Source organism: Tissierella carlieri (assembly GCF_018917285.1).
GTDB classification, from domain to species: domain Bacteria; phylum Bacillota; class Clostridia; order Tissierellales; family Tissierellaceae; genus Tissierella; species Tissierella carlieri.
The window spans coordinates 34,691-50,370 of the sequence record NZ_JAHLOH010000017.1 but is presented as its reverse complement, the minus strand read 5'-3'; the positions used below and the strand labels follow the sequence as shown (position 1 = coordinate 50,370).

18 protein-coding genes are annotated in these 15,680 nt (G+C 29.0%); 1 reads left to right on the top strand and 17 read right to left on the bottom strand.

The window, feature by feature from the left end; all coding sequences use genetic code 11:
• Positions 1-7 precede the first annotated feature (7 nt).
• The 3 genes from KQI38_RS03930 to KQI38_RS03920 all read right to left on the bottom strand — a co-directional run bounded on the left by KQI38_RS03930 (position 8) and on the right by KQI38_RS03920 (position 2,102).
• On the bottom strand, positions 8-811 hold the full coding sequence (locus tag KQI38_RS03930; RefSeq protein ID WP_216556084.1) for a class I SAM-dependent methyltransferase: 804 nt from the start codon (positions 809-811) through the stop codon (positions 8-10).
• A gap of 290 nt (positions 812-1,101) precedes the next feature.
• On the bottom strand, positions 1,102-1,842 hold the full coding sequence (locus tag KQI38_RS03925; RefSeq protein ID WP_094902195.1) for a SagB/ThcOx family dehydrogenase: 741 nt from the start codon (positions 1,840-1,842) through the stop codon (positions 1,102-1,104).
• An 86-nt stretch (positions 1,843-1,928) separates the two neighbouring features.
• Positions 1,929-2,102, bottom strand: coding sequence for a hypothetical protein (locus KQI38_RS03920; RefSeq protein ID WP_158220130.1), 174 nt, complete (start codon positions 2,100-2,102; stop codon positions 1,929-1,931).
• A 163-nt stretch (positions 2,103-2,265) separates the two neighbouring features.
• Between KQI38_RS03920 and sfsA the strand changes: the two genes are divergently transcribed.
• Positions 2,266-2,967: a DNA/RNA nuclease SfsA gene (sfsA, locus tag KQI38_RS03915; protein WP_216556081.1), complete on the top strand. Its 702-nt coding sequence runs from the start codon at positions 2,266-2,268 to the stop codon at positions 2,965-2,967.
• An 85-nt stretch (positions 2,968-3,052) separates the two neighbouring features.
• Here sfsA and KQI38_RS03910 read toward each other — a convergent pair whose 3' ends face one another.
• The 14 genes from KQI38_RS03910 to KQI38_RS03845 form a co-directional block, all read right to left on the bottom strand.
• Entirely contained in the window at positions 3,053-3,610 is a 558-nt protein-coding gene (locus KQI38_RS03910) for a signal peptidase II (RefSeq protein WP_216556077.1), read from the bottom strand.
• Between the two features lie 13 nt (positions 3,611-3,623).
• Entirely contained in the window at positions 3,624-3,935 is a 312-nt protein-coding gene (locus KQI38_RS03905; protein WP_216556074.1) for a hypothetical protein, read from the bottom strand.
• Between the two features lie 36 nt (positions 3,936-3,971).
• Positions 3,972-5,480 (bottom strand): M3 family metallopeptidase, encoded by a 1,509-nt coding sequence (locus KQI38_RS03900; protein ID WP_216556072.1) that lies wholly within the window; start codon positions 5,478-5,480, stop codon positions 3,972-3,974.
• Between the two features lie 45 nt (positions 5,481-5,525).
• Complete coding sequence (locus KQI38_RS03895; RefSeq protein ID WP_216556070.1) at positions 5,526-6,038, bottom strand: GNAT family N-acetyltransferase; 513 nt, start codon at positions 6,036-6,038, stop codon at positions 5,526-5,528.
• Between the two features lie 62 nt (positions 6,039-6,100).
• Positions 6,101-6,868, bottom strand: a complete 768-nt coding sequence (locus KQI38_RS03890) for a Nif3-like dinuclear metal center hexameric protein (RefSeq protein WP_216556067.1) — start codon at positions 6,866-6,868, stop codon at positions 6,101-6,103.
• A gap of 26 nt (positions 6,869-6,894) precedes the next feature.
• On the bottom strand, positions 6,895-8,658 hold the full coding sequence (locus tag KQI38_RS03885) for a S41 family peptidase (protein WP_216556063.1): 1,764 nt from the start codon (positions 8,656-8,658) through the stop codon (positions 6,895-6,897).
• A 59-nt stretch (positions 8,659-8,717) separates the two neighbouring features.
• Positions 8,718-9,557, bottom strand: coding sequence for an aminoglycoside phosphotransferase family protein (locus KQI38_RS03880; protein WP_216556059.1), 840 nt, complete (start codon positions 9,555-9,557; stop codon positions 8,718-8,720).
• Positions 9,558-9,637: 80 nt separating this feature from the next.
• Positions 9,638-10,396, bottom strand: a complete 759-nt coding sequence (locus KQI38_RS03875) for an SDR family NAD(P)-dependent oxidoreductase (protein ID WP_216556056.1) — start codon at positions 10,394-10,396, stop codon at positions 9,638-9,640.
• 9 nt (positions 10,397-10,405) lie between these two features.
• Positions 10,406-10,945 (bottom strand): flavodoxin domain-containing protein, encoded by a 540-nt coding sequence (locus KQI38_RS03870; protein ID WP_216556053.1) that lies wholly within the window; start codon positions 10,943-10,945, stop codon positions 10,406-10,408.
• Between the two features lie 269 nt (positions 10,946-11,214).
• Positions 11,215-11,517 (bottom strand): hypothetical protein, encoded by a 303-nt coding sequence (locus KQI38_RS03865; RefSeq protein WP_216556049.1) that lies wholly within the window; start codon positions 11,515-11,517, stop codon positions 11,215-11,217.
• A gap of 47 nt (positions 11,518-11,564) precedes the next feature.
• Complete coding sequence (locus tag KQI38_RS03860; RefSeq protein ID WP_216556046.1) at positions 11,565-12,881, bottom strand: B12-binding domain-containing radical SAM protein; 1,317 nt, start codon at positions 12,879-12,881, stop codon at positions 11,565-11,567.
• A gap of 208 nt (positions 12,882-13,089) precedes the next feature.
• Complete coding sequence (locus tag KQI38_RS03855) at positions 13,090-14,064, bottom strand: NAD-dependent epimerase/dehydratase family protein (protein ID WP_216556043.1); 975 nt, start codon at positions 14,062-14,064, stop codon at positions 13,090-13,092.
• Between the two features lie 47 nt (positions 14,065-14,111).
• Positions 14,112-14,756 carry a DUF1905 domain-containing protein gene (locus KQI38_RS03850; protein ID WP_216556040.1) on the bottom strand — a complete coding sequence of 215 codons (645 nt, stop codon included), beginning with the start codon at positions 14,754-14,756 and terminating at the stop codon, positions 14,112-14,114.
• Between the two features lie 13 nt (positions 14,757-14,769).
• Positions 14,770-15,651, bottom strand: coding sequence for an AraC family transcriptional regulator (locus KQI38_RS03845; RefSeq protein ID WP_216556037.1), 882 nt, complete (start codon positions 15,649-15,651; stop codon positions 14,770-14,772).
• Between the last annotated feature and the right edge of the window lie 29 nt (positions 15,652-15,680).

Here is a 15,680-nt window from a genome sequence, read left to right as displayed (position 1 = left end):
TCATAGATTATTTCTCTACAACAATTAAGAAATGTTCTGTAGTATTTCTATATTGCTCTTCTTCGCTATATTCAGCTGCCTTTTTTATGAATTTATTGTATAAGTTAATGTCTCTTTTATATAAATCCTTTACATCCATTATTAATCCAGATAAAAAGCTTTCAGCTCCTGCTGTAGATATTATCTTAAGTTTACTCTTTGACACTTCTACGATTGCATGTTCAGCTGTAGTAAAAAAGGTTTCTGTAAAACTTTCTTCCTTACTAAACTTTATATTCCCATTTAGATATCTATCAAAATGGCCTATATCCTCAAAAACATCTGGGAATTCATAAACTGCTGCCTTTAGTGCTCCCCAAGTATTTATATAAGCTATTATAGCTCTACCACCAGGCTTTAAAATTCTATATGTATCATTTATTACCTTGAGCCTGTCCTCTTCATTGTGAAGATGATATAAAGGGCCTAAAACTAAAGCATATTCAAATGCATCATCTTCTATAAAATCAAGTTCAAGTGCAGATTTACAGAAATAGTCATATTTTTTATTAGATATATTTTCTATATTTTTTTTGGCTATATCAAGTAAGTTTTGTGATAAATCCAGTAGTGAAACATCAAAACCTCTTTTTATAAGCTCTATAGAATATCTCCCTGGTCCAGAACCTATATCAATAACATTACTTATATTCTTAAAATATTTATCTATTAAATGAGTTGTAGTAGTAAATTCAATTCTTGAGTAAGGATTATCAAGTCTATCCCACTCCAAAGTAGAATTTTCATCATAATAAGCTTTAACATAATCCATATTCCTCATCTCCTATTCATACTATCTAATTAAATTTAATACCTTTTTACTTCATAAAATTTAGATTTTAAAAAGTAAATTGTCTTATAATAACATATGGATATCACTAAATGCAAGACTTTTTTCTAAAGTTTGCCATTATTCATAATAATAAGGACAATTCCTATTATTGCAGAATATTATCTCTCTATAAAAATTGTATTTATCACTTATTTTCCCAATTTAATATATAAATCTTGAATAATTTAATACTATCCCCCAGATATTCTCTGGGGGATATAATATTATCACTAAATTCTACCTACTGGAGCCATATATACTACAAACTCATCTTCTCCATCTACTTTTATCATTTCATCCATAAAGTCTTGATCATATGCAGCTATAGCACAAGTACCTAATCCAAGTGCCTCACAGGCAATATATAACGCCTGACATACATGGCCAGCATCTATAAGCATAACCTTATGAGCAAGTTTATCATATCTCCATTCCCCTCTATAAGGCAAGCAGCTCCAGATAAAATTAACTGCTGCAGTTCCAGCAAATTTTTGTCCTAAAGTTCCAGATGTTATTTTCTCTGCTATTTCTTCCTCTTCATATAAAAATAAAAGCTTATGCTCCATTGCAAGATACCTATAGACGCCCTTTCTAAGCCCTTCTACATTTTGAACAGCTAAATAAGTTTCAAAAGGATGTCTTGCCCCAGCTGATGGAACAGGCCTGACTGTGGCATAATTATCTCCCCTGATTTCTTTTACTCTTTGAGTTGCCCATAAAAGATATGATAGTTCATCTACTGTTAAAGCTTTTTTGATGTATTCACGATGAGTCTTCCTATCTGATATACACTTATGTACATCTTGCTTTAATACTATATCTTTATTTATACTAGGTAACTCGAATACCTTGAAACCATCCTCATAAGGTTTTTGTAGTGGTGGTTGAGGTAATTCTTTTTCCTGGTCAGAGAATATATCTTCTGCAAAACCAGACTTCATAAAATTTCTGTTTTGTGTAAATCTTTCCATTATAGTCTCCTTTATCATAAATTATATATTACTTTATTCTACATTTTTTGCTAAATTCCTTCTTTTATCCAGCAATATTTTTTTAATTATTCCTTTCCTCTTTCTAAATATGAAACTATTGCAAAGTATAAATTTCCTTCTTGGTTATATTCTATATCTATAATTTCTAGTATATTTTCTTCGTTTTCATTTATCCATTCATTAACCTTTTCCTTAAGTGTAGATCCATCTTCATAATCTACGATATACATATATTTCATTTCCCTCACCCCTAATATAATAGTTATAGATATTATATTAACTATGGGAACAGAAGTTGCCTTCACTCTTAATAAATTTCCTTGTTATTGGGAAAATTGATATATATTGTCCTTAATGATACAATAAATAATAAATGAATTTTAAAGATAAAGAGGAGAACATATGAAATATAAAAAAATTATAGAAGGAGTCTTTCTAAAAAGACCTAATAGATTTATAGCACAAGTACTAATAAATGGAAAAGAAGAAACAGTCCATGTAAAAAATACTGGAAGATGTAAAGAGTTACTTTTACCAGGAGCTAGGGTAATATTAGAAGACTGTACTCATAATCCTAATAGAAAGACAAAATATTCCCTTATATCTGTTTGGAAGGAAAACATGCTAGTAAATATAGATTCTCAAGTTCCTAATTCTGTAATCTTCCAAGCACTTAAGGAAAATAAGATTAATGGATTTGAAAGTCTAATAAGTTTAAAAAGAGAAGTTACCTTTGGAAATTCTAGATATGATATATATTTTGAATCTAAAGATCAAAAGGGCTTTATTGAAGTAAAGGGCGCAACTTTAGAAAACAATTATATTTCTATGTTTCCAGATGCACCCACGGAAAGAGGAACTAAACATGCCTTAGAGATGATTGAAGCAATAAAACAAGGATATAGAGGAATAATTCTCTTTCTAATTCAGATGAAAGGTCCCACTATATTTAGACTAAATTGGCAAATGGACAGTAAATTTTCTGAGGCTGTTAAGCTTGCTAGTGAAAATGGTGTAGAAATATTAGCTTATGATTCTATTGTAAAAGCTAATAGTATAGAAATAGGTGGTCCTATAGAAATAGACCTTAATACCAAATCTTAATCATATACAAATTCAAAGGATTACTGCCTAACTATTGAATCATAGTCAGGCAGTAAATTTTTAATATAATTAATAAAATTTTTAACTACTCTCCTCTTGATAGAAAATCCTTTTTGATAAATCCAATATAATCCTTTAACAACTCTATCTCATTTATCTTGGAAATTTTCTTCCAATTTTTTATTACTAGCATAATTACTAACACTTCAAAAATAGTTAAATAACAATCCTTTAAGTCAAAAACGAAAAATCCTTTTAATAATATATAGTCCAAACTCCCATTCCAAAAGATTTTATCTATTAGGGAAGATATGGCTCCTGAGAATAAAAACATTTTTGATATTTTTATCATTGGATTATTTGTAGTCCTTACCTCTAAATATTTAAAGGCATAGTAGCTAAAAATCAACACAAATACTACTATAGTTATATGAAAATACCTATTCCACCCAAGATTAAATAATGAATTTATATATGAATAGTTGTCATTTAAAACAGGTGCAAAGTATAATATATTTTCTATTATTGGAATTTTTACACCATAATAACCTTTGACTATTATCTTTATGACCTGTTCAAGTATAATTAATGCTATAATCATGATTTGAGTAGTTCTGTTACTGCCTTTAATTGATTTTTTCATAGTATTCCCTCATCTATTCGCTCTTTAACCAGTTTATTAAAACTATTGTAATAAATACTATTGATACAATTATTAATGAAATTCCCAAGCTGACAAGACCATACGTACAAGCATAAATTAGTTCGTTTGAAACACTCCAAGAAGTTGCCCCATATGGTCTTGAAAGACTTAAGCCAATGTCAACCCCTTTTGCCAGTCCTAAAAATATACTTATTTGCCCTAGTATAAATAATCCAATGCTGATTATACATACTTTTTTTAGTTTGCTGACTTTATTCCAATATGCAATGGCTTTTCTTTTTCCTGCTCCCCCATTATACTCCATAGTAACCCCCTATATAATCTTAATTTCGCTTTGATTTTATTCTAAATACCATTTTAGAGAAAACTCTTCTCCACTTATTCTTTGAAATAATTCTTCATATTTATATAGTCCTGATGGATTAATTACTTCATTGATTAAAAAGTCTCCAAATTCCTTTGGTTTCTCCGTTACACTATTTACGCCGTATTTTTTACAAAAAACCTTTCTAATCATCTCGCAGGTCACATCTCCCATGAAGTAGTTATGCATATATATTGGATGAGTTGTATAATGGATTCTATAAGCAAATGGCGGTGCATCATCAAATGGTTTATCTCCAAATAAATCTTCAAATACTTTAAAATATAAGTTTTCTATATCTTGCAATGAATTAATTTCATTTCTATATAATTCATGGTCAAAGAATATACTCCCTATAAATCTTAAATAATTTAACTTATTATATTCAGCCAGTTCCTTAAGTTGTAATTCTACAGATTTATCAAAGAAATTTCTATAAAACATTTCATCATATAAGAAGCCTCCAAATAAATTAGCTATACCCTCTGCAATAATTCCACTTACTCCTTGATTTAATAATATCTCTTCTGGTTTAAGCAGGAAGGAATGTATTCCATGTCCAGTTTCATGAAGCAATACCTTATATTCATGGTATTTATTCTTCACATTTGCAAGGATTCTAGAATCTACACCATCCTTTATAGGAAAATTATATCCCCATTCAGATTTGTTCTTTCTTGAGAAAATATCATAAGTAATATTAAACTTATCTAAATCTAATCCAAAGTTTAGGAAGAATTTTCTTAATGTCTCATAGTAGTTAGACATATCTACTGTTCTATTTTGAATAGGAGCTATCTTAGCCATTATATAATCTTCATCCCATGGCATCATTTCATCACCATTTAAAAACTTCCTTGCATATTCTTGCCTTTTACTATTTAATTTATCGATATAAGGCTTTAGTTCATTTTCCCAATTGTTAAATATAGTTGGACTTAATTCATTTTGCTTTAAACTATATTCTACAAAATCTTTATCTCCATAAAGAGTAGCATATTCTTTCCTCATATTAATTAAATCTATAAATCCGCCCTCTACCAAAGGTTGATTGATTTGATTTCTTGCAAAATATGCCTTCTTCCTAAGTTCTCTATTGTCTTCATTAGATAGTATTTGAGTTAACTCAACACTGGAAACTTCTTTTCCATCTAATTTAAATCTAAAAGTATTAAGTATCATAGAAAGTTCATTGGTCTTCTTTTGAATCTTTTCATTTAATTCATTTAGCTCGTCACTTAGATGGTATGATCTAATGGTATTATAAAATATTTCTACTCTTCTTCTATTCACCGGATCTAAATCTCTTTTCATATACTCTGATACTAGCTCATAGTTATTCTTGTCCTCTAAAAAATCATTTATTTCTTTATAAGCTTTCTCTATTCCAAAATCATATCCTGATGTATATTGAACCCATGATAGCTTACTTAAATTTGTCTGCATTTCATCTAATCTAGCTGCTATTTCAAATAATTTTTCCATGTAAAAGCCCCCTTATTTTTGATGTATATATTGTCTTATCTATATTTAAAAAAATGTATCTGGATACCTTAACTCTCCCTTGATTCTATCTAGTTTACCATCTATCAATTCACACACCATGAATACTTCATCAGATACATTAAATTGTTTTAACTCTAGTCCATATCGCCTGGCTGGTTTGAATCCAAATCTAGGATAATAAGTAGGATGTCCTATTAATAATACAATACCATACCCTAAATCCCTGCATCTTCTTAACCCTTCTTGTATTAACTGACTGCCAATCCCTTTATTTTGAAATTCTGGTTTTACTGCTATTGGAGCCAGAACTATAACTTCGTGACTAATGTTCTTATTTATAACTTCTGCTTTACTCAATAGTAAATGACCTAATATTTCATTATTTTCTTCTGCTACAAGTGATAATTCTGGAATAAACTGTTTAGATTCTCGAATTTTCTCTACTAGTTTAGGCTCATCTTCTCTATTCCTAAATGCCTCATAATTTACCTGAAATACCTTACTGTAATCCGCTGTAGTTTCTGTTCTTATTATCATAGCTTTTAATTCTCTCCTCCATAATTTGCTGTTTATAAAATTCTTATATTTACTTTAGGTATCTATATCGAATTTCTTACTGCTTCTAGATGTTCTTCCTTTAATCTAACTATCTCTATATCCTTATACTTATCTTTTATTTTCATAGCAAGACTTTCAACTCCAAATACTTCCGTAAAAGTATGACTTCCTACTATTAAATTGACACCTGCAAACTTTGCATATTCTATAGTGTATAAAACCTTTTCACCAGTAATATAAACATCACAATTTCTTCTTACTGCTTCTCGCACGTCCGTAGTAAATCCCCCACCTCCACAGACTAACCCAATTCTTTTTATTCTTTCGTCCTTAAACTTCCATGATTGCACTGGTTCTTCTAATATATTTTCTAATTTTTTAGCTAATTCTTCAAATGTAATCTCTTCTTTAAATTCTGCTATTCGTCCACAAAAGAATCCATCTTCTTCATGAGTTCTTTCAATAGTTTCTAATCCCAACTTTTTAATTAAAGAATTATTAGTTCCAAAATCACAGTCATCTAGGGGAAGATGATTGAAATAATGTGAGATATTATATTCCAAAAGCTTTTCTTTGCAAGCCTCTTTAAGCCCATATATAAATTCCCAAGCATCATGATGAGTTATCATTAAATCTATATTATTTTTTCTTGATTCTTCTATTGTATCAAGGGTTAAATTTGTACAATACCCAATTCTTTTTATATTTTCTGTACCTCTTACAGTAATTCCACTTTCTTCATAAAAGTGTTCATTATCTTTAGTAATAAATAAATCTAATATATATTGCTCTATTTCTCTTAATCTCATATTTATTCACCTTTAAAGTAGTTTTTTTATTTCCCATTTATGATTTCAATTGCCTTTTCCAATATTTCATCTCTACCTTCTTTTACACCTTCAATGGTTGGATGTATTTCTATATCAGGAACTATTCCTATTCTCTGTGTTTCACCACCATCAGGATAATATATTCCTATTCCGCTTATCATTGTATAAATCCCTCCTGGAAGATAAATTTCTGATACATTACCATCTGCTCCAGCTGTAGTACTACCAATAACTGTTGCGTTAGGTGCTACTCTAAATGCCATTGCAGTATATTCAGCATTACTCTGAGTAGTTTCATTTACTATTATAACTACCTTTCCTTTATAATAGTTTGGATTATTCTTCCCTACTTTCAAAGGCTGCTTCATATGAAATACACCAGGTTCATATATATTACCCTGAGTAAATTTTACAAATTCACTGCTTTTAGGCATTAAATAACTACCTAAAGTAAATACAATAAAGTCTGATGGATAACATCTTAAATCGATTATCAATCCCTTTGTATCTTTTACTTTAGACATTACCTCCGGTATATATTCATTTTTTATGGTTCCGGGATAAATATAGCCAATATCAGAATTTATAAGTTTGAAATGATCTTTATTCGATTTAGGCTTATTGTCAAAAATTTCATCTATAGGATAACATTGAAGTTTAGATGATTGTTTTTTATCTCCCCGGATAAATTCAACATTTAAAAAGTCATCATTAGTCATAAATAAATCACTGCTCATGTTTCTTAACTTTGTAGGATAATTAGATGCAGGGTAATATTTCAAATTATCCTCCACTATATTTTCAATAGTTCTATTATTAATTCCAGTAATTATATCTCCTAATTCAAATCCAGATTTTTTCCCTAGGGACTCATTGTAATATCCTACAACTACTGGTCTACCTTCTATAAAATTTATTTTCACTGGTGCAAGATTTTTCCCAAAATAATTTTGTAATGTAGAGTTACCATAGATATCTGCATGTGTATCATGAACTCTTTCTATTAGCTCTAAAACAGTAAGATTATATTCTAATTCATTTGAAGAATTAATAAATTTAGGAATAAATTCCCTTAAAACATCATCCCAATTTTCATCTATTAAATATTTGTATGGAAAATAATATTCAATTATATTCCAATACCTATATAAAGATAGCAATCGATAACCAACATCAGGGTATTTCATTGCCTCATATGACTTTTCATTTTGAAAATTTGGATTCCCAGCTCCCCAATCTAAACTAACATAATGGTTAATTCCTTTTCTTTCTGCATTTTTAATATTAGTAAGCTGTGTTACAAGATTATTTGATAAATTTGAATTTGTAATCCAATCTAAGTTAGCAGCTACCTTAATCTCTCCTGCTATTGGCTTAATTTGGTCTCTAATTTTAAAATCCCCTTGGCTCTCTACCCAATCATATAAGTTTTTATCCCTAGTGGATTTATCTGCATCTATAACCTTAGGCAGAATCCTAAATAATTCATAGTCCCAATTATATTTTCCCTCTGCAACATTAGGATGATAATATTTTAAATATCCCCATATTTTTCCTAATAAAACTAGATTATTTATACTTTCCTCAGATACTATTATCTTTTCTATCTTTGAGCCATTATCAAATTCATTATTATTTTCTTGTTTCTCTTTTATATCATAAAATATTTGATTTTTACTTACAAATTGTGAATTACCATAAACTTGATTTATAGGACTGCATACCATAGTAATAATACATAAAATAATAACTATTCTTATTTTTTTCATTTAATTACCTCCTCAAATAATCATATCTTTTAACCCTAAACTTTTCTCCCTCCTATATATTAAAGTATTTTTAAAATTTCATTATACAGCTTCCCATTATTGACCTTATCCAGTGCTTCTTGTGCCCACTTTGGAAATATATCTCTTTCACAAGCTTGTGCTAAACTAACTAAAGTTGAAATAACATCATCTATATCTTTCTCTTCTTGATTTATTCTGCCATATTCTTTTATAAATATCTTACTAGCTTCATCTGATAAAGAAGAACAAACATTTCTTACATCATTATATCTAAATCCTATACCAAGCATGTTGTAATCAAACATAAAGGCTTCTTTTTTGTCCTTACTAACCACTAGATTAGTCCAATAAAAATCATTATAGGTAAAGGTTTCTTCAAATTCTTTGATTTTTAAAAACATTAAATCTAAATTATCAATTAAAAGTTTCCATACTTTATTATCCTTAGTATTTGTCTTATTCATGATCAATTCTATATTTTCTTTTGTGATATAATCTGTTTCCTTATAGAATCTTCTATCATTATTTTTTAAGAACTTTGCTCCCTTATGATGCAACTTTTTATACCATAATGCAAGAGCTTTTGCTACCTCTATATCTGAAAGATCAGATTCAATCCCTAACCGATAATATAAACTCCTATCTAAATCCTCTAATAGCAAAGTGTTTTCTGTATATCCTACTACTTCTATTGTAGGTATATTTAAGTTTTTTAATATTTTATAATACTCAATTTCCCTTCTAAATTCGTCTTTTTCAAAATACTTAATTACTAAATGTTTACCGTTATATTTCATCTTATAGAGATAAATCCCATTTTTATCTCTAATCTCTTCTAAATCATTTATTTTATCATGGAATAGTCCTAGTAAGGACAATTCTTCATAAATATGCTTTAATACATTCAGATAACCACTTCCTTTCTCTTGATTTCCTAGTATAATATATTACCTAATTTTTACTTTAAATCCGCTTTTGCTTTCTTCGTCATTTTCACAAGCATTCTTCCCATTGGCAATGAAAAAGCATAACTAAGTCTCACTGATATTTTATCACCAAATGAAGGAGTAATGATGAATTTCTTGCTGTCTATGTTTTTAATAAGCCCTTTTCCTACTTTCTCAGGAGATGCTTTAAATTCTTTTGGGATTGGAAGTGGTGAGGATGATTCTGTATCAGTCAAAGGAGGGTGCATTATATGAAATGTCACACCACTATCTTCATATTCAATATTCATGCATTTAGCAAAAGATTCTATTGCTCCCTTGCTAGATGCATATGAGCTTATGTCTATAAATCCAGTAACGCCTACACCTGAGCTTGTAAAACAGATTTTACCTCGTCTTTGGTTTTTTATAATAGGAATTACAGCTTCTGTTAAATTTATGGCTCCATAAAAATTTACATCCATTACTTTACTAAAATCTTCCTTACTATGTTCTTCAAAGCTCTTAAATAAACATAAACAAGCATTATGCACAACATAATCTATACTACCAAATTTAGCATTTGTATCATTAACTGCAGTCTTTACTGAATCTTTATTACATACATCAGACTCAAAAGTTAGGAGAGATTCTGGATAGATTTCTTTTAACCTGTTAATATTATCACAACTCATGTCAAGTACAGCTGCATAATTCCCATTCTGTAGCCATTCCTTAACCATATAATATCCAATTCCATTATTGCCACCTGTTAGAAATAATGTTTTCATCTTTTCCCCCTAATTAATTCCTTTGACATATGATACTAATGGCTCTATGGCTTCTATATTGGTGAAATCAACCTTCTCACCATATGTTTCTAACATCATTTTATCTTCTGTTGACAATTCCTCTGGCTTTTTATTAGCTACCATTCTCTTAAGCATTGCCATCATGGATTTATGCAAAAAATTTAATTTGCTATAATCAATTCCCCCACGCAAATGAAAAATTTTCACTTCCTTACGCATTTCTTCTGTAAGATTCTTTTCAATAATTGGTTTGAAAATGTCTTTATCATCTGTTGCAGCAAGCCCTACAGTAAAAATAATAAGGTTTTTTGATTTTAAATCCTGAAAATTCTTTGTAATAATTCCTATACCATTAATACCACTAGCATAAAGTCCACCACCAAATATTATTGAATCATATTCAGATAACTTTTCGCCTTTTATCTCTGAGGATTCAAATAAATCAGCCTCTAATTCCTTAGCAATCCACTCTGCATATTTTTTTGTGCTACCATATTTTGATTTGTATACCACTACTATCTTGTTCATATAATTCCCTCCTTGCTTTTTCATTCTAACTAAATTGATATTTGCCTATCATATCAGATTCATTTATAAATAACAAAATAATAAGTAAAATCATCAGTAAAAACATAACAGTTCTAGAATTATTCCTAATCGAAAACTCTATCTCTATTTATCTTATATAAATATTCTATAAATCTTACTGAACTCCTTCTTTTTATAGGATTTTTCTTTATATATAAAAATAAGATAGATAGCTCATGCCATCTATCCTTAAATTTCTTCCCTCATTCTCAATCACCTTTTCTATTTTTCCTAGATAGAGATAATCCGCCAAATCCACTTATTATAGCTACATAAAATCCAAAATCATACCAAAATCCAGTATTTATTGACTCATATATTCTAATATTATTCTTGCCTATTGAAAATATTAATGAGATAGGTGCTATCCAGCCATGCCATATACCTGACAAAAAGTTAGCTGGTTTCTTTAAACTATATGAGCCATCACCTGGCATACAGCCTGTTAAAACCAATAATACTAATATAACTAGAATAGATAATCTTAATCTTTTAGATAAAATCTTATTCATTGCAGATCCCTCCAAATTTATTTATTAAAACAAGCTACAACGCCTTGTTAAACATCATACTTGTTTACCTCAATATTGCTAAGTCTTGTTTCTCTTATAGAAAACTTGTAACCCAAATTCATTATGAAATTATATATTATATTTGTTTTTGAAACTGATAGTCTTTTAATTATTGATTTCATAGAATAAAATTCTTTTCTAAACCACATATACCCATTAAATAACTCTTGTGTTGTCATATTTTTAGGCTTAAAGGCTACTCTTGTTTTTCCATTAAAATACGTCCAATCCATTGATATCAATCTATTTTCTTTCTTCAATTGATCATATATAGGTGTTTTAGGTAGTGGAGTCAATATACTTGCAGTAACGCCATCAATACCTAATTTATTGCATGCTTCAAGTGTTTTTTTAAATACATCCTTTGTGTCTGTATCAAAGCCAAATATTATTCCTGCTTGAATGGCAATTCCATTTTTATGGATTAAATTTATTATTCTTTTATACTTATCTACATTATTAATTGTTTTATTAACACTTGCCAAGCTCATTTCAGAAAATGATTCCAGTCCAACAAAAAAATATATACATCCTGATTTTTTAGCTAATTTTAATAGTTCTTCATCTTCACATCTCTCCAATGTAACTTGGGCTGCCCATTTCTTATTAAGTCTGGATAGTTCTTTCATCAACCTTTTAGCATATTCTATATCTCCAAAAAAATTATCATCCCAAAAAACAAAATATTTCTTATCTATACTTTTTATATCTTCAATAACTTCTTCAATTGGACGAACCCTAAAAGAATTAAAATATATTTGTTTTAAATTACAATAACTACATTGATAAGGACATCCCCTTGTAGCAAAAACTGCTCCTTTTGTAAAACATCTTCCTTTTATAAGATCTCTCCTTGGAAAAGGAATTCCTTTTAACGCTGTTGCATATTCAGCCTTGTATTGTTTCTTTGCTTTATCTTCATAAAAATCTTCTAAAAACTGAGGCCATGTTTCTTCAGCTTCTCCTATTATAATATAATCACAGTAATTTATTGCTTCATCGGGCATTAAGGTTGTATGAGGCCCTCCGAAAACTACTTTGCATCCTTTGTTTCTAAATTTAGTTGCCACTTCATAACAATGAGAAGCATTAGGAGTATTTACCGTTATAGCTATTAAATCAAATTTATCTTCAAAGGGTATTTTCTGATTATATTCATCTATGAGAGTAATATCGTATTTTGACTCATCAATAAATCCCGCTAAATAAGGCATAGTGATTTGAATAAAGTTATTGACTTGTTTTTTTCTAAATTTATTTATTTCTCTATTTTCTGGTGTAATCAATAATATTGTTTTTCTCATAGCATACTCCTATCATTATCTATATAACCTTCATAATTTACAAACCGATTTTTTCGGAAATATCCTTATTATTCTGCCTTTAATACTTATTCTACAAATCTTTCTAAATTCCTTCTTTCACGAATATTTTTTTACATACAAAACAAGATAGATGAACTTCCCCATCTATCTTGGATTTAAACTTTCTACGTATTCTTCATTATTCAAATTATTTGGCAGTATTAATTTCTAATTCTTTAAATATCTTATCTTCGTTATGTATAATATTTTCTTTAAAAGGTATACTGTCTCTATTTTCTAAATACCAATCATAACTATTCTTTAAGCCCATCATAAAATCAGTTTCTTCACTATAAATACAATTGATTTTACTTGTATCTAATACATTACTATAATCAAAAAATGGAAAGAAATCTCTCTCTTTTCGTCCTTTAGTTTTATAATCATATTCAATTATTTTAGCTTCTTTACCAACTACTTCTGCACAACATTCAATCCATTCTTTAATAGTAACTGGTTTCTTATTTCCAACATTAAATATAGAAATATTTTGTTTTTTTGTTTTAAGTAATTCTATAATAATATTAGCTAAATCTGTAGTGTAGATAAATTGAAGATATGTATTGTGATTTGGGATGATAATTGGTCTATCTTTGCAGATATGATCGAAAATAAAGCTCTCCCTTTGTGCATAGTTATTTTCTCCATAAACATAAGGAGGTCTTAAAATAATAATATCTGTAAAGGAATTTTTAAAACTCTCAATATAGTAATTTTCAGCTTCTATCTTATTTTGTCCGTAAGATGTCCAATAGCTATTCTCTTTTAATATATCATTTTCTTTAAAAGGAAATATCAAGTTATCTACATCATATACAGCACTTGAACTAATAAATACAAAAGATTCTAATTCTTGCTTATTTAAAGATTTGTATAGTATTTCTGCCTGTGCTTTATTTAAGCCAGATACATCTATAACAATATTAAACTTATATTTAGAAAGAATATTTTCCATCTGTTTACTGTCATTTCTATCACATATTAAATTATATACATTTTCATAATCCTGCTTTTTTGTTCCACGATTTAGAGTGAAAACATCATATTTATTTTCACAGAAAACATCAGCTATTTTCTTACCAATAAAATAACTTCCACCCATTATTAAGACTTTTTTCTTCATATATATTATCCTTTCTTATGAGTAAGTTAAAAGATTCTCCTAGGTTACTACAATATTATTTCTAAGTATCCTGTTATTTTATTCAAATCAAAGTCCTCCAATATTCCTATACTTGAATCGTAATATTTCCCGTCATAGAAAAGTATCAGATGTCCACTTGTATTTATAATACAACATTTTGGAAGTTTCTGATCTTTCTTTAGTTTGTAAACCATTTTATCTGAATGTCTAATTCCATAATAATCTAATGCCTCTATTACTTTACTTAAAGACGTTTTTGCTTTCATTAAAGTAATAACTTCCTCTATAGATACTCCTGTAAGCATGGCAACGCAACCTTGTCCGCACAATCCATCTCTTGATTTAATAATCCTAATACTATCTATCTTTCTTATTGGATTTTCTATACTATATGGACTATTATTATTGATGCGAGTCAAATGCGATATAATTTCAAAAGATATATCTAATTCTTCACTTGAATTAATAATTTTCAATACATCCTTTACAATTGGTATATAATATTTGCCATTTCCTTTAGGAACTAGTTTACATTCAAAATTAAAATCATTTATTGTTACTTTCACAGGTATGAGTCCTTTTTGACCTAATACTTCCCATACATTGAAAGGAATACTTATAAACGTCCTTCCTCCCTCTTTCAATAAACTTCCCCTAAATGTGTATTGCATTTCCTTCCTCCCACTATTTAAAAGTTGGCTTTATTGCTATCCATACCTCTTGTCTATTGTCCTGTAAATAGCATTCTATTACAGGTAAATCATCTAAATCATAACCTGAATTAGGTAACCACTCTGTATAAAAACTTTTATAAGTATTCTGGATAGAATCTGGTAATGCTCCATTTGCTTCAATTATTACCCATGTAGCTTTAGGCAATTGTAATTCAACCATATCTTCAGGAGTAATAATCTTCGTACACTCAGGTACACCTACATGAGTAGTTACCCCTAAATAATAATCCATTTCCTCTGAATCTCCCCATTGTCCTCCTGCACTAACCCCAAGGAGTCCTACGGGGCGCATATCTGCCTGACTCCAAAGCTCAAATAATCGTTTCATTGTACCATCTCTACTTGCCGTTTCCCATATTTGGGGAACTATTTGAAATGCCTTTTCTGTTTCTATTCTTTTTCTTATTCCTGAAATAGTAAATGCTGGCCATTGTTCAATTTGGTAATTCATATGATTACCTCCTTTAATCGTTATTTGGAAGGAAATCTTTGGACATGTCTTGAGACTAACCACTTCTGTACGTACTTTAGATGGAAGAACACCATGAAATTTCCTAAAAGCTCTGATAAAAGCATCTTGGGAGGTATATCCGTATTTCATTGCTATATCGATTATATTTTCCTTACTATTCAAAATATGAAAAGCTGCTAATGTAAGTCGTCTGTTCCTAATATACTCACTTAAAGATTGATCTGCAATATAGGAAAACATTCTCTGAAAATTATATACAGAACATACTGCAATTTCTGCAATTTTATCATAGGAAATTTCTTTATCAAGATTTTCTTCTATATAATCAACTACATTGTTAACACGTTTAATCCATTCCATCCTACTTATTTCCTCCTTTAGACTCTAGA

What these genes read in the sequence shown, in the direction of transcription:
- KQI38_RS03900 (WP_216556072.1), bottom strand. Translation starts at nt 5,480, where the DNA reads ATGGAAAAATTATTTGAAATAGCAGCTAGATTAGATGAAATGCAGACA.
- KQI38_RS03870 (WP_216556053.1), bottom strand. Translation starts at nt 10,945, where the DNA reads ATGAACAAGATAGTAGTGGTATACAAATCAAAATATGGTAGCACAAAA.
- KQI38_RS03895 (WP_216556070.1), bottom strand. Translation starts at nt 6,038, where the DNA reads ATGATAATAAGAACAGAAACTACAGCGGATTACAGTAAGGTATTTCAG.
- KQI38_RS03845 (WP_216556037.1), bottom strand. Translation starts at nt 15,651, where the DNA reads ATGGAATGGATTAAACGTGTTAACAATGTAGTTGATTATATAGAAGAA.
- KQI38_RS03905 (WP_216556074.1), bottom strand. Translation starts at nt 3,935, where the DNA reads ATGGAGTATAATGGGGGAGCAGGAAAAAGAAAAGCCATTGCATATTGG.
- KQI38_RS03890 (WP_216556067.1), bottom strand. Translation starts at nt 6,868, where the DNA reads ATGAGATTAAGAGAAATAGAGCAATATATATTAGATTTATTTATTACT.
- KQI38_RS03920 (WP_158220130.1), bottom strand. Translation starts at nt 2,102, where the DNA reads ATGAAATATATGTATATCGTAGATTATGAAGATGGATCTACACTTAAG.
- KQI38_RS03925 (WP_094902195.1), bottom strand. Translation starts at nt 1,842, where the DNA reads ATGGAAAGATTTACACAAAACAGAAATTTTATGAAGTCTGGTTTTGCA.
- KQI38_RS03885 (WP_216556063.1), bottom strand. Translation starts at nt 8,658, where the DNA reads ATGAAAAAAATAAGAATAGTTATTATTTTATGTATTATTACTATGGTA.
- KQI38_RS03910 (WP_216556077.1), bottom strand. Translation starts at nt 3,610, where the DNA reads ATGAAAAAATCAATTAAAGGCAGTAACAGAACTACTCAAATCATGATT.
- sfsA (WP_216556081.1), top strand. Translation starts at nt 2,266, where the DNA reads ATGAAATATAAAAAAATTATAGAAGGAGTCTTTCTAAAAAGACCTAAT.
- KQI38_RS03850 (WP_216556040.1), bottom strand. Translation starts at nt 14,756, where the DNA reads ATGCAATACACATTTAGGGGAAGTTTATTGAAAGAGGGAGGAAGGACG.
- KQI38_RS03875 (WP_216556056.1), bottom strand. Translation starts at nt 10,396, where the DNA reads ATGAAAACATTATTTCTAACAGGTGGCAATAATGGAATTGGATATTAT.
- KQI38_RS03860 (WP_216556046.1), bottom strand. Translation starts at nt 12,881, where the DNA reads ATGAGAAAAACAATATTATTGATTACACCAGAAAATAGAGAAATAAAT.
- KQI38_RS03865 (WP_216556049.1), bottom strand. Translation starts at nt 11,517, where the DNA reads ATGAATAAGATTTTATCTAAAAGATTAAGATTATCTATTCTAGTTATA.
- KQI38_RS03855 (WP_216556043.1), bottom strand. Translation starts at nt 14,064, where the DNA reads ATGAAGAAAAAAGTCTTAATAATGGGTGGAAGTTATTTTATTGGTAAG.
- KQI38_RS03930 (WP_216556084.1), bottom strand. Translation starts at nt 811, where the DNA reads ATGGATTATGTTAAAGCTTATTATGATGAAAATTCTACTTTGGAGTGG.